The following is a 13709-nucleotide window of genomic DNA, read 5'->3' on the forward strand; positions in this document are numbered from 1 at the left end:
ATTCATTTATCTTCTAAATCTGCTTCTTCAATAATATACAAACCACTATCCAAATGCCATGTTTTTTTATCTTTTAAAATATTAATTCTTTTTTTAAAGATTGGACCGTCAATAGCTAGTGTTTCTGCTTCTCCACCTTCAAAAGCTAAATTAATACCAACTTTTTTGTTGATTTCAACTAATTCATCAATAGCTTTATCATCGATTTTTCTACCTAGCCATGATTCATCAAGGCCATAAGCAAAAACACCACTTATTATAACTTCAAAACCTAAAGAAACTATCTTTCGCATGTATTCAAGTTCATCTACATGCCAGTACGGAGATATAATTTCCAGTCCAACTTCACCGCCTAATTTTTCAATTCTTGATTTTTGATAAACTGAATAAAGTGCACCAGTATATATAGCTTCAACACCTAAATCTTTAAGTTTTATAAAAGCCATTTTTAAATCTTCAAGTTCCTCTTCTTTAATACCCTGAGTTTGTGCAGTAATAATTGGAATATCCAATGCTTCTGCAAGCAAATCTGTTATATGAATATTCGGAACATGAAACATGTAAGATTCATCATTAACAGATTTCATAGAAAGAAGATATTTAACATCTTCCCCTGTTTCTAAAGCATTATATAATGCCATAGTACTGTCTTTGCCTCCAGAAAATAAAACAGCTACTTTCATCAAATACTACCTTTTAACCTTTTTATTAAGGAACTTTTTGAATTTCCTATAACTGACAACAACTGCATCGAAGTAAATTCCAACAATAGAAACAATTACACCAACAACCCCTGAAACTGCTATAAATTCATTATCAGATAACATAGACTGATTAGTCTGATTAATAACATCCTGTGTTGGTCCTTCAATATGAGTTGCAACAATTCCTCTTTCCAATAAAGCATTTTCAAATTCCTCTAAAGAAGCAGATGATACAACTAACTTAGCATGTATTTGAGCATAAGCAATAGAATCACCATAAACCAATTTATACCAATCAGAAAATGATTGCAATGCAGAACTAGATGTGTAACCCGGTTCTAAAGTAATATTAATTCTACCAGAAGGTTCAACTGTATAATTTGCATAATGAGAATCAATATTGCCTATTACACTATTAAAATAAGATAATTCCCGGTCATTAAAACTCCATAAGAAAAAGGTTATTCCAGTTTCATTAAATGACTTAAAACCCTCAATTTTAGATAAATTCTGTTCCAATTCACCTACATCTGTGGCAGAAGACAAATCCAAATATAATGTTTCTTCATTTCCTGGAACATTCTTTTCAAGTTCGCCTACAACCGATGGAAACTCCTCATATAAAGGTTCCAAGAAAAATGCCCCACCAATAGCACCTATAAGAAAAGCTACAACAAGAACAAGGACTATTTCTTTTTTAGGCATAAATGGCTTTAACATTCCTATAGAAAAAACAAATACCATCAGTATAAGGAATAAAATAACATATACAATAGCAATTAAAATATCCATAAATTCACGCGCCAATTAATAAATATTACTATTTAAGATAACAAGTGATTTAAATAAGTTTTGGATAGAATAATGGATTATATCCCATTAAAAAAAGAAGAATAAATAAGAATTAATCAATCATAAAATTTCTGATTAACACACTTCCAAATCATTGTATGTTCGTCTTCCTGACTTATAAATTTAAATTCCGTTTCAGGAGCTAGAAGAATATCGCAACTCATTTCAGGATCCATCATACCTCCCAAATAAACAGTTTTAGTGTCTTTTGGAAGTATTAAAACATTTAAATAAGGAATATGATCTTCAAAATGCATATTTACACTGGCTTTAAATGGATTTTTAGAAGAATAAACACCGTCAATAGCCTGTTTTTTCATTAAAGGTTCGAATTCACGATAATAAACTTTAACTTCCTGATTTAAAGGTCGGGCCTTTTCAAAAATCCAATCATTAGAATTATTCTTTATGGCAAATAAGTCAAAAAATGAATCCAAATCAATGCAAACTGTATCCTTACTAGACGGATTTATCATGATTTCATCAATTTCTGATGAATCTTCCAGCATATCCTTTAAATCTTTCATGAAAATAGCTATTACAGAAACTGGAGGATTGTTTTTTTTCAGTTCAACATTGTCGGTAAATAATGGAATGCATTTGCACCCATTTTCTTCAATTGTAACAGGTTTAAATCTAAGAGGTTCATTTATTTTATCACTTTGAGTTTTAGAATATATTTCAACAGGAAGTAAAAGTTGTGCATTTTTAAATTCATATACAAAACTTTCATATTCTTCTTTACTCATAGATTCCGGTTCAATTTTCATTAACTCTTTAAGTTTAGCATTATCTAGATTACTCATAAATTAACCTCACACATACATTATTAATTTACTTTTTAGAGATAAATATATTTTCACTCTCAGCAGGCCATTCAATAACAATAGTATTTTTACCTTTATTTAAATTTAGAATTCCGCTGATAACATCCGCATCATGATTTACCTTAATCAGCTTAGATGAATGGTCATTGAATTTTACACCTGCTGATAGATGTTTTTTGTAGATATTGACATTAATGCTTTGATCAAGTTCCAGATTAACACTTTGTTTTGCACCCTGACCTTCACCATATACCTGATTAATTCCATCAGCTATTTTATATAACTGGGATTTGACATTTATGGTATCTGAAATGTCTGTTGTTTTTTCAATAGCCAGATTAGCTAAAGGCAGAGTAAAAACAGTTAAAAGAATTAAAGCTATTGCAAATATAAAGAGATATTCAACTGAAATTTGGCCGTTATTTTCTTTAAGCATCACATCACCAGAAAGAACTTTTTTATAAACAGCATCATCAAATCACCATAAATAACAGATATTAAAAATCCTGCAAGTATTGCTGGTGCAAATGGAAATCCTATTTTTATTGAAATGTTGTTGGATATGATTTTTTGAGCATTCATAATCTTTAACAAATACATATCCTGAAGGGTTATTCCCCCTGCACTTTGGGATTTGAAGTAGTAGTCAAAATCCGGATTATCTTTTGTTTTATAAACTTTTAAATTGCCGTTGATGTCATTAATTAAAATAGCTATCTTTTCATTATTAAAATAATAGTCATTGACAATCATTCCCTCCTTCAGGTCTTTAACCAGTATTAATTTATTTAGATTTAACTTTAAAAATAGAGATATGGAATTTATATTTAAAAATGAAAATAACATATCCTTATTTGAGTTAAATATTGTGTTTTTTAATACCAGATAACCAGTAAAAATCAGCAGAAATGGAAATGCTACTAAAATACTGTTTATAATTACTGTAAATGAAAAGGGGTAAACTGATAGCTGAGGATAAATATTTAAAAAGTTAACATTTATGCCAAATGGTATAACTGTAGCAATAGCTGTGAGTAATTTTACATCTCCCCCACCCCAAATTTTTAATTTCCAAAAAAGCAAAGTTACTATATATGTTACAAACATTGAAATTATTGAGCATAAAATGTATTTAATGTTAGTAGAAAGAACTGACAAAAACAGGTTAGAAATTAATCCGAAAATAAGCAGAGAGAAATTTAGCTTATTAGATATAATTCCTGTTTTAACATCAAAAATTGCAGCCAAACAACAAAATAAAGATGTAACTATAATTTGAACTAAAAATATAATACTAAAATCCATAATTCTAGTATAAACTAAGAAATATATTAATTAGCTAGAAAATAAGAGTGTAAAATTGTTTTTAAAATGAAAAAATGAAGAGAATCAGTTTTTAGAATACTCACAAATAGCTTCTAAAAATGATTTAAATAATGGATGTGGCCTATTCGGTCTTGATTTAAATTCCGGATGGAACTGGCAGCCGACAGCCCATGGATGATTTGGCAATTCCACAATTTCAACTAAGAAGTCATCAGGACTAACTCCAGAAATAATCAAACCTTTGTCTTCCAGATCTTTCCTGTAATTATTGTTAAATTCAAATCTGTGTCTGTGACGTTCTGCAATATCTTCCTTATTATAAGCTTCATATGTTTTAGTTCCCTCAATAAGCTTACAGTCATAAGAACCTAAACGCATAGTTCCACCCATGTTTTTAACTTTTTTCTGTTCTTCCATCATGTCAATAACTGGGTGAGGATTATTGCTGTCAAATTCTGCACTGTTAGCTTCAGGATATCCGTTGCGTCTTGCAAATTGGGTTACAATAGAATGCATTCCTAAACAGATACCGAAGAGTGGAACATTATGTTCAATAGCATAATCTACAGCATCAAGTTTGCCTTCAAATCCTCGTTCTCCAAATCCTCCAGGAATAAGAATACCATGGAGATTGCCCATAACACCTTCATCCAACTTGTCAACATCAGAACTTATGTAAATGATATTGGCTTTTACACCTGCACTAGCTGCAGCATGTTGCAGAGATTCTCTGATACTGATATATGCATCTTCAAGCTCAACATATTTACCGACAATTCCAATATTCACAACAGGACTTTCAATCTTAAGAGATTCTACAATTTTACGCCAGTCATCAAGTTTTGAGGAATCCGGTTTAATATCCAATCCTATTCTGTTAACAATTAATTCACCAATGTTATTTTCCTCTAAAACCAATGGAACCTCATAAATAGTACTTGCATCAGGAGTGTTTACAACAGCTTTCTGATTCACATCACAGAAATGAGCTATTTTTCCTTCTAAAGCATCATCAATCGGTTCCTGAGATCTGCATACAATAACATCAGGGTTAATACCCATACTTCTTAATTCTTTTGTAGAATGTTGTGTTGGTTTGGTTTTAAATTCACCGGCAGCATTCAGGTATGGAATAAATGTAACATGAACAAACATGACATTATCATGCCCTTCTTCATTTCTAAGTTGCCTTAAAGCTTCCAGGAAAGGTTGGCTTTCAATATCCCCAACAGTACCACCTAACTCAATTAAAACAACATCATAATCTCCATTATCAGAGATTAACCTGATCATTTCTTTAATTTCATTAGTAATATGTGGAATAACTTGAACACAAGCCCCCAAGAATTTACCTTCCCTTTCTTTAGAAATAACAGATTTATAAACTTTACCTGTAGTAATGTTAGATAAACCAGGCAGTTCAACATCTAAAAATCTTTCATAATGACCTAAATCCAAGTCAGTCTCCATTCCATCATTAGTTACAAAAACTTCACCATGCTGATAAGGGTTTAATGTTCCTGAATCCCAATTCAAATAAGGGTCTATTTTAATAGCAGCTACTTTTAAACCATAAGATCTTAAAATACGACCCATAGATGCAGAAGTAATTCCTTTTCCAATAGAACTAACTACCCCACCAGTTATAATAATATACTTTGTCAGAAAAATCCTCTCCATTTTTATAAAAAAATAAAATTATATACATTTATAGTTTAGTTATTCATAATATATATAATAATTTGAAAAAAATTAGATTAAATTATGGTAGCTATACTTGGGTGGTGTAATTGTATAGCTACCTAATTTTTACCTAAAAGAATTCCGGCAATCAGCCATCGGGTTGGGTGGTGGAATGACCAATCACCTCAGATAAATTCTTTTAAACAAAAATCAGAAAGAGTAAAACTCTTCCGATAGTAACATTTATAGCATTATTTATAAATACTTTGCTATCATAACATGGCACTGTCAATAACTTTGGTGATGAATGCCTCGGAAGTTTCTCTGCACCCAGTATTTGGTTTTGAGAGAAAATCTTGTCCTAGCTCCTTCAAAAGTTCTTAATGTTTTTTTAATATGCTTAGGGAAAACTTTTTGAAAGAAATTTTCAATTTTATTACTTGTAGTTGGAACATTACTATTTTCAAGATGAAATGTTATTGTTTTAAAGTAAGGAATGATGAAAAACCACAATAAATTAAAAATAACTTTCGGCAAATTGTTTTGTATACTAATAAGATAATCTCTACCTTTTTTAGCAGATTCTAAATCATTAGCATCTAAAACATCAAAAACTAATTGTTTACAATAATTTAAGTATTCCAATTCTTCATCAGAATAATTATTTCTTTTTTTATCCTCTCTAATGTTCCTGTTTATCTTTTGTTTTGTGTGAAACATACAGAATTGATGTCTAACCCCAACTTTTTCAATTGCTGGATGATACTCATCTTTTAAATCAGATACAATACAAATCTTAGGCTGATTACGTAGGGAATCATCTAAAAACTTATATATAGTTCCAATATCCTCTGATTCCACCAGATCCATAGAAACAACAGAATTCAATTTAACATCAAATAAGACTAAAAAATAGTTCCAAACACCGTTAATTTTAGTCCAAAGACTATCAAACAAATAATATCCAGAATAAGATTCATTCACACTTATATCATCATTTTCATCAGATATTATGCAAGATTCAATACTTTGATGTGAAATATCTACATTGAAGAATCTTTTGAGCATATACTGAATTTTATAAATACTATTTCCAGAAACAGAGTATATTTCATTGATATATTCTATTACAGGCTTTGTAATATTGCAATTTTCATCAACAATAGATTTAATATCAGTATAAAAAATTTTACCACATTTTTTACATTTATATTTCTGAATAATACATTTTTGTTCTCCAACATTTAAAAAATACAATTTACGAACATAATTCCCATTTTTAACAACATTTGAGGAATAACAATCAGGACAAAATGCATATTTATATTTAAAATAAAAATTACCATGTTTAGTAAGCCTAATTAAATTATCATCCGAATTTAAACATCCATTGCTTAATTTCTCCCCATAAGATTCATATTCAGAAAATTCTTCAAAAAAATCGAAAAGTTTAAGTTGTTTATCCTCCAATATAGAACATGGAGCTTTTGTATTGTCTTTATTCATATTAATATATTAGCTCCACTTAATATATTAAATTTACTATCTTATTTTAAAAAATAAAACCCAAAAAAGCATTTAAAAAATTTTTTGAAATTAAAAATTAAAAATTCAAATCACCAAAGTCCTTGACAGAGCCCATAACATAGATTCCAAATCAACTTCCAGCAAGTCTTTAACCTTTTTAAGTTCATCAGCAATCTTTATATGCTGAGTGCAATTTTTTTCACATTCCCCGCATTCCAAACATGAAGATGCAGGTGCATTTTTCCTTGCTAAATTATCATAGTAGAAATAATGTAAAAACTGAAGTTCAATAGATTGTTTAACATCATTGTAAAGAGCAAAGAACTTTGAAATTGGAATGTTTGTAGGACATGCGTCCAAACAGTAATCACACCCAGTACATGGAATAGCTATTGAATCATTAATAATTTCAACAACATCTCCAATAACCTTCTGTTCATCTTCAGTTAATGGAGCGAAATCTTTCATATAGCTTAAATTGTCTTCAAGCTGTTCCAATGTACTTACTCCGGACAGTACTGTTAAAACACCTTCCAGACCGGCTGCAAATCTGATTCCCCATGATGCAAGTGACAAATCAGAATTTGAATCTGTCAGTATTTTACCTGCTTCATCTGGAATATTTACCAGTGATCCTCCTTTTAAAGGCTCCATTACAATAATATCCTTATTGTATTTTCTGGCTACTTCATAGCATTTTCTTGACTGAATTCCCTCATTGTCCCAGTCAAGATAGTTTATCTGCAACTGCACAAATTCTATAGAAGGATGTTCCTTTAATATTTTATCAAGAGTGTCTGCATCATCATGAAATGAAATTCCGAGGTGTTTGATAAATCCGTCTTCCTTTAACTTTTCTGCAAACTCAAAACAATTTAACTGAGGAATAATTCCATTGTAGAAATTGTTTGTAAGATTGTGCAGCATGTAATAATCAAAATACTCAACACCACATCTTTCTTTTTGCTCATTGAATATTTCTTCAAGGTTATGTGAAGGTTTAAGCATGTACACAGGTAATTTATCAGCTATTATTACATCTTCTCTCGGATATCTTTCAATAACTGCCTTTCTAATTGCCACTTCACTTAATCCCTCATGATATCCGTATGCAGTGTCAAAGTAATTGAATCCGCTTTCAATATATTTATCAACCATTTCAAATACCTGAGGCATGTCAATATCTTCAGGATTGTCACTGTTACATGGTAATCTCATGCATCCAAAACCGAATTTTTTCATATTATCATCTCTTTTTTATAATGGAAGCCATTCTATAAATTCTTTAATATAATCATTGCAAAACTCCCAGGTGTGTTCTCCTGAAGAGCATCTGAATTCTACATCAACATTTCTTGATTTCAAGTAATTATAATAATCCATATTTTCATTATATAAGAAGTCATTATCTCCAACTGCCATGAAAATCTTTGGAATTTCAATATTTTTAGCTATCAAATCATCGATTAAAAATTTGGGATCCATGTCACTTCCGATTACTTTATCCAAATCACCAAAACAGGACTGGGCAAAAGATCTTGAAGAGAGTAAATCATCTCCCTCGCCCCAATTATGCAAATCATCACTCAGCAGAGCTGCAGAAATTGCACCTATACATCCAAAAGTACCATGATATTTCAATCCGTTTCTAATAGCTCCATATCCTCCCATTGAAAAACCTGCAAGATATGTGTCTTCTTTTTTATGAGACAGGGGGAAAATGTTTCTTGTCATTTCAACAAGTTCACGACCTATAAACTCACCGTAATACTTGTGAGAGTCCTTCTGGTCTACATAAAAGCTATTTTCTCCACTTGGCAAGACAACTGCAATATTATGGTCTTCTGCAAATTTCTGAATCGTAGTGTTTGCCAAAAATATATCATCACTACCAAAAAGCCCATGCAGCAGGTATAATGTTTTATATGGCTTTTCTACTATTTCTTCAGTACCCTGCAAGTAATGTATGTTGTCTGCAGGTAAAATTACACTGATTGACGTTCTTCTTTGAAGTGACTTGCACTTAATATCTCCTCTAAACAATACCATAATATCACAAACTGTTGCAAATTACAACATAATTTTTAATGTTTTTAATATATAAATTTATTTTATATCTTCTGAATAAATTGCTAAACTGCCTTTAATATTAACACCTGCAGCTAATTTTTTAATATCTTTCAGACTGTTGCCAAGTCCACTGCCACCATGAGTACAGATAGCTGTTATCTTTTTATCTGTAAAATCATGACTTTTTAAAAAGCTGGCTACAGCTAATGGAAGTGTTCCGAACCAATTGGGATAACATAAATATATTGTATCAAATTTATCTATATTTATATCATTTTCCAGTTCTACAACTTCGCGGTTTTTCCATTGCTTTTTAGCTGCTTCTAAAAGTTTTTTATGGTCATCAGGATATGGAATTTCCGTTTTAATTTCAAAAATTTCACTGCTTATTAATTCATGTAATTTAAAGGCTGCTTTTTTTGTATGGCCTTCAGCTGAAAAATATATAATCAGATTCATGTAACCACCCTATATTCCGTCCATTTATTACTGAAGTATCTGTAGATGTATAATCCGCCTCTTACGAACCAGTCAATAAACATAGCTACCCATGTTCCAAATACTCCCATGTTAAAGTTTATGGCTAAAATGTAAGACAAACCTATTCTGCAGGTAAACATTACTGTTAAACTTACTGCCATTGCCCATTTTGCATCACCAGCACCTCTAAACAGGTTAGGCAGTGTAAATGCTATTGGCCAAATTAAAATTCCAAGTGTACCGTGCCAGATAATCATTTTAGCAGACAGTGCTGCAGTAGCAGGAGATAAATTATAAAGACCTAAAATAACCGGCAATAGGGCAAATATTAATGCATTAACAATAATATGACAGACAACAACAATTAAAATAATCTTTTTATTGTAATATCTGGCCTGTTCATAATCATTTGCTCCAACACATCTTGAGATTACTGCAGTCATTCCAAGATTAATTGCAAAACCGGGCAATACTGAAAATACTCCAATTGCATAACCTACAGAATTAGCTGCAATAGCGACTGTTCCAAAAGTTGAAACTAAACTTAAAACCAGCACACGGCCAAACTGGAATAAACCGTTTTCAATACCGTAGGGAATACCTACATTCAGCACTTTTTTAAGAACTTTCCAATCAAATTTATGTTTTAAAGTTCTTTTAATATGCAGTTTGAAGTTTTCATCTAATGTGAAATGCATTATAGCTGCTGCTGCAACCAGTCTTGAAAGTACAGTGGGAACAGCTACTCCTTCAACACCTAAACCCAAATAATAAATACCGAATGCATTACCTATAACATTTAAAATATCACAGATAACCATTATTTTCATTGGCAGAATTGCATTTCCGCTTGTTCTGTAAATTGCTGCACCTGCATTGTAAATAGCTATAAACGGTATTGAAAAAGCCATAAACAGCAGATATGTATCTGCATAATTCCATACATCTGCTTCAATCTGACCAAATAAAGTGCTTATTAAAAAGGATTTGGCTATTAAAACAAATAGCATTAAAAAAACTGATAAAATTCCGGAAAACCATACAAGCTGATTGCATGCTCCTCTAGCTTTTTTTGGCTTATTGTTTCCTAAATACTGACCGGCTATTACTGCTCCTCCGGTAGCCAGTGCAGAAAATCCGAAAATCAGCAGCTGCATTAGAAAATCAACTAATGAAACACCTGAAATTGCTGATTCACCTAAAGATGCAACCATTACAGAATCTGCAAACCCTACAAAAAATTCAAGTCCCTGCTCAATAAGCAACGGTAAAAACAAAGCAAATAATGCTTTATTGGAAAATAAATAATGTTTCGGGGTTTTAATTAAAGATTCCATATTTGGTACACCATAAAAAATAAAATTATTGTTGTAAATTACAACATAAATTATAAATTTCCAGATATATAACTGTTGCGATTAACAACATTAAAAGAAAATGATTAAGGAAATGATTTATCTAAAAATCATCATTAATTAGTCTGGACATTAATTTATATCCTTCTTTTTTATCCAAACTACCTTTAAGAACACTCTGTTCATCAAATGATTCACTCTCATCACCTGTTTTATCAGAGGAATATATTATTAAAGGTACATCATCTCTTGTGTGGGTTCCAACTGAAACCGGTGTTGGATGATCGGGCAAAATAGCTGCCTTAAAATCCTGACCTTTTAAACTGTCTAAAACCGGACCTACAATATGCTTGTCAATTTGTTCAATAGCTTTAACTTTTTCAGCAGTGTCTGATGCATGTCCTGCTTCATCAGGAGCTTCAATGTGTACAAAGACTACATCATGATTTTTTAAAGCTTCAATTGCATATTTTCCTTTAGCTTCATAATCAGTATCAAAGTATCCGGTAGCTCCGGGAACATCAATAATGTCAAAGCCTGCAAAAGCACCAATTCCTTTCAACAAATCAACACCAGTGATTACTGCTGCATCCAATCCGTAAACATCTTTAAAATTAGGTAAAGTTGGTGTTACTCCCTGACCCCATAGCCATACCATATTTGCAGGTTTTTTGCCATCAGCTACTCTTTTTTTATTGACTTCATGATTTTCAAGAACTTCTCCTGATTCCCACATAATCTTTTTAATGAAATCAAGTAATTTTTCATCCCATTTGTCGCCTGAAGTATTTTCATTTAAGTCTTCACCTGCAATATCATGAGGAGGCATAGTCTTCAAATCAGCCAATAGCTCAGCATCTTCAGCACTGTCACAGGAATATACAAACAGATGTCTGTAACTGACTCCTGAATAGAATCTGCCTTTAAAATCATCATATTTTTCATTGAAATAATCATTTAAGCTGTCCATAAGTATTTCAGCTTCCCCAGAAGTAATATGACCTGCATTAAAATCATCCATATGGTTGTCCTTCTGGGTAATGGTATTGCATCTGAAAATTACATCCTTATCAGTAGTTTCAATACCCATACTGCCTGCTTCCAGTGGTCCGCGACCAGTATAATAATTTGCAGGGTTAAATCCGAAAATACTCATATTGGCCACATCAGAACCTGGAGTGTATGCATCAGGAACATTATTGGTTAAACCTCCAAAACCCGCTTTTGCCATTTTATCAATGTTTGGAGTATCAGCCTCCATAAGTGGAGTCTTACCGTCTAATTCGTCAATTGGATAGTCACTTGAACCGTCAGGGATAAAAATTACATATTTCATATTATCATCAAAAAAAGTAAAAGTAAATTAGTATTTAACTTTTAAAATACTAATCAAATCAGTCAACATCGCAGAAGCAGTTTCAAGAGATCCTGCTCCAAGTCCAATAACACTAACATCACCGGCAAGGTCAGTACGAACAGTAGCCATGTTTAAAGTTCCGCTTAAGTCAAATGCACTGCCTTTTTTAATTAAACGTGGTGATACCTGTAATTTATCTTTAGAAACTTCAGCTATTAATTTAATTAAATAACCTTCTTTTCTGGCCAAATCCATAGCCTGTGAAGTAATATTTGAAATACCTTCAACATCAACATCATCATAAGTAGCATCAATTCCTAAAAGTGAATTAGCTAAAATTACAGTTTTACAAGCTGCATCAATACCTTCAACATCTTGAGTTGGGTCTGTTTCAGCTATTCCTAACTCTTGAGATTCTTTTAAGGTTATATCATAGGAGGAACCTTCTGATGCCATTCTTGATAAAATGTAATTGGTGGTACCGTTCAATATTCCTACAATTGATTTGATTCCACAGGATGAAAGTGTTTCTTTTGTGAAATTAATAATAGGCATTGCTCCACCAACACTGGCTTCATATTTAAATTCAACATTGTTTTTCTCAGCTTCAGATACAACTTCTTTGAATTTTAAAGCTAAATGTCCTTTATTGGAGGTTACAACATCTTTTCCAGCTTTAAATGCTTTTAAAGTTAAAGACAGTGCAGGTTCTGCATCAGTTATATTGGTTGGAGTTGCTTCCATCAAACAGTCATATTCCACAGCATCCAACACATTCAAACCTGAAATAGTACTGCCATATTCCGGATAATTGGATAACTTTCCAAATTCATTTTTAGTATTTACAAGCAGTTCTTCATCTAATCCGTCAGCACAAATTGCAGAAGATGAAGAATCTGCAGCAGCTACTATTTTTAATTCTACATCAAATCTTTCTTTAATCATGTCTTTTTTTAATGAGATTGCCCTAGCCACACCTTGACCAACTGCACCAAATCCCATTACTATGACTTTACATTCTTTCATATTATCCCTAAACTTCATTAATCATAAGTAAATCTTTTTCTGCAGCTATTTTACCAATCTTATCAAATACAAATTCTTTCATGCCAAAGTCTGTTTCAATATTAATTAAAGCAGAAGATTTAGATTCTCCATCTAATTTAATATCAAATCCAACTACATAAACACCTTCCAAAGAATTAATTTTATCCATAGTGTCTCTAATGTCATTATCCACAATATGGCCAATTAAAATAGTGCTTACAACTTCCTTTTTAACAACTCCGTCCATTGCAATAATGGAAACTCCCAACTCTTTGAATCTTTCAATAACCCTGTCAAGACTATCACGTTCACCTTCAAGAGTAAGCTGAACCGGAATCATTCCTTTTTCATTTTTAGAATCTCTTTTATGGATTACAGTAACCAGGTTTGCACCAAGGCCACTAATCGGATCCAAAACAGAAACTAGCTGTCCCGGAACATCCATAAGTTCTAAAACCAAATCCATTTTCATAAAAAATTC

General features: G+C 31.7%; 14 protein-coding genes and 1 pseudogene. All 15 read right to left on the reverse strand.

Annotation, left to right across the window (positions count from 1 at the left end):
* Positions 1 to 2: 2 nt before the first annotated feature.
* On the reverse strand, positions 3 to 683 hold the full coding sequence (locus K4897_RS01165; RefSeq protein ID WP_250416287.1) for a TIGR00289 family protein: 681 nt from the start codon (positions 681 to 683) through the stop codon (positions 3 to 5).
* 6 nt (positions 684 to 689) lie between these two features.
* On the reverse strand, positions 690 to 1496 hold the full coding sequence (locus tag K4897_RS01170; RefSeq protein WP_019264081.1) for a hypothetical protein: 807 nt from the start codon (positions 1494 to 1496) through the stop codon (positions 690 to 692).
* A gap of 116 nt (positions 1497 to 1612) precedes the next feature.
* The gene (locus K4897_RS01175; protein ID WP_250416289.1) at positions 1613 to 2362 is read right to left on the reverse strand and encodes an SseB family protein; all 750 of its coding nucleotides are present in this window, start codon (positions 2360 to 2362) and stop codon (positions 1613 to 1615) included.
* A 28-nt stretch (positions 2363 to 2390) separates the two neighbouring features.
* On the reverse strand, positions 2391 to 2819 hold the full coding sequence (locus K4897_RS01180) for a class III signal peptide-containing protein (protein ID WP_019267498.1): 429 nt from the start codon (positions 2817 to 2819) through the stop codon (positions 2391 to 2393).
* The gene (locus K4897_RS01185) at positions 2819 to 3136 is read right to left on the reverse strand and encodes a hypothetical protein (protein ID WP_019264084.1); all 318 of its coding nucleotides are present in this window, start codon (positions 3134 to 3136) and stop codon (positions 2819 to 2821) included. Before K4897_RS01185 ends, K4897_RS01180 begins: the two co-directional genes overlap by 1 nt.
* A 222-nt stretch (positions 3137 to 3358) precedes the next feature.
* Positions 3359 to 3688: pseudogene (locus K4897_RS01190) on the reverse strand (prepilin peptidase); the annotation flags it as partial.
* Between the two features lie 84 nt (positions 3689 to 3772).
* Positions 3773 to 5389: a CTP synthase gene (locus K4897_RS01195; RefSeq protein WP_250416291.1), complete on the reverse strand. Its 1617-nt coding sequence runs from the start codon at positions 5387 to 5389 to the stop codon at positions 3773 to 3775.
* Between the two features lie 291 nt (positions 5390 to 5680).
* On the reverse strand, positions 5681 to 6898 hold the full coding sequence (locus tag K4897_RS01200; RefSeq protein ID WP_250415713.1) for a hypothetical protein: 1218 nt from the start codon (positions 6896 to 6898) through the stop codon (positions 5681 to 5683).
* A gap of 105 nt (positions 6899 to 7003) precedes the next feature.
* Entirely contained in the window at positions 7004 to 8161 is a 1158-nt protein-coding gene (locus K4897_RS01205) for an aldo/keto reductase (RefSeq protein WP_250416292.1), read from the reverse strand.
* A gap of 15 nt (positions 8162 to 8176) precedes the next feature.
* Positions 8177 to 8968: an alpha/beta hydrolase family protein gene (locus K4897_RS01210; RefSeq protein ID WP_250416294.1), complete on the reverse strand. Its 792-nt coding sequence runs from the start codon at positions 8966 to 8968 to the stop codon at positions 8177 to 8179.
* A 57-nt stretch (positions 8969 to 9025) separates the two neighbouring features.
* Positions 9026 to 9448, reverse strand: a complete 423-nt coding sequence (locus tag K4897_RS01215) for a flavodoxin (RefSeq protein WP_019264089.1) — start codon at positions 9446 to 9448, stop codon at positions 9026 to 9028.
* The gene (locus K4897_RS01220) at positions 9445 to 10806 is read right to left on the reverse strand and encodes an MATE family efflux transporter (RefSeq protein WP_250416296.1); all 1362 of its coding nucleotides are present in this window, start codon (positions 10804 to 10806) and stop codon (positions 9445 to 9447) included. Before K4897_RS01220 ends, K4897_RS01215 begins: the two co-directional genes overlap by 4 nt.
* 121 nt (positions 10807 to 10927) lie before the next feature.
* On the reverse strand, positions 10928 to 12160 hold the full coding sequence (locus K4897_RS01225; RefSeq protein ID WP_250416298.1) for a cofactor-independent phosphoglycerate mutase: 1233 nt from the start codon (positions 12158 to 12160) through the stop codon (positions 10928 to 10930).
* Between the two features lie 27 nt (positions 12161 to 12187).
* The gene (locus K4897_RS01230) at positions 12188 to 13207 is read right to left on the reverse strand and encodes a homoserine dehydrogenase (protein ID WP_019264092.1); all 1020 of its coding nucleotides are present in this window, start codon (positions 13205 to 13207) and stop codon (positions 12188 to 12190) included.
* Positions 13208 to 13214: 7 nt separating this feature from the next.
* On the reverse strand, positions 13215 to 13700 hold the full coding sequence (locus tag K4897_RS01235) for an amino acid-binding protein (protein WP_019264093.1): 486 nt from the start codon (positions 13698 to 13700) through the stop codon (positions 13215 to 13217).
* Positions 13701 to 13709 lie beyond the last annotated feature (9 nt).

The sequence above is a fragment of the Methanobrevibacter sp. TLL-48-HuF1 genome (assembly GCF_023617305.1).
In the GTDB taxonomy this organism is placed as follows: Archaea; Methanobacteriota; Methanobacteria; order Methanobacteriales; family Methanobacteriaceae; genus Methanocatella; species Methanocatella intestini.

Bases quoted from the DNA above. Each gene is read 5' to 3' on its own strand.
- K4897_RS01200 (WP_250415713.1), bottom strand. From the start codon at position 6,898: ATGAATAAAGACAATACAAAAGCTCCATGTTCTATATTGGAGGATAAA.
- K4897_RS01230 (WP_019264092.1), bottom strand. From the start codon at position 13,207: ATGAAAGAATGTAAAGTCATAGTAATGGGATTTGGTGCAGTTGGTCAA.
- K4897_RS01205 (WP_250416292.1), bottom strand. From the start codon at position 8,161: ATGAAAAAATTCGGTTTTGGATGCATGAGATTACCATGTAACAGTGAC.
- K4897_RS01195 (WP_250416291.1), bottom strand. From the start codon at position 5,389: ATGGAGAGGATTTTTCTGACAAAGTATATTATTATAACTGGTGGGGTA.
- K4897_RS01175 (WP_250416289.1), bottom strand. From the start codon at position 2,362: ATGAGTAATCTAGATAATGCTAAACTTAAAGAGTTAATGAAAATTGAA.
- K4897_RS01220 (WP_250416296.1), bottom strand. From the start codon at position 10,806: ATGGAATCTTTAATTAAAACCCCGAAACATTATTTATTTTCCAATAAA.
- K4897_RS01185 (WP_019264084.1), bottom strand. From the start codon at position 3,136: ATGATTGTCAATGACTATTATTTTAATAATGAAAAGATAGCTATTTTA.
- K4897_RS01235 (WP_019264093.1), bottom strand. From the start codon at position 13,700: ATGAAAATGGATTTGGTTTTAGAACTTATGGATGTTCCGGGACAGCTA.
- K4897_RS01170 (WP_019264081.1), bottom strand. From the start codon at position 1,496: ATGGATATTTTAATTGCTATTGTATATGTTATTTTATTCCTTATACTG.
- K4897_RS01180 (WP_019267498.1), bottom strand. From the start codon at position 2,819: ATGCTTAAAGAAAATAACGGCCAAATTTCAGTTGAATATCTCTTTATA.
- K4897_RS01215 (WP_019264089.1), bottom strand. From the start codon at position 9,448: ATGAATCTGATTATATATTTTTCAGCTGAAGGCCATACAAAAAAAGCA.
- K4897_RS01225 (WP_250416298.1), bottom strand. From the start codon at position 12,160: ATGAAATATGTAATTTTTATCCCTGACGGTTCAAGTGACTATCCAATT.
- K4897_RS01210 (WP_250416294.1), bottom strand. From the start codon at position 8,968: ATGGTATTGTTTAGAGGAGATATTAAGTGCAAGTCACTTCAAAGAAGA.
- K4897_RS01165 (WP_250416287.1), bottom strand. From the start codon at position 683: ATGAAAGTAGCTGTTTTATTTTCTGGAGGCAAAGACAGTACTATGGCA.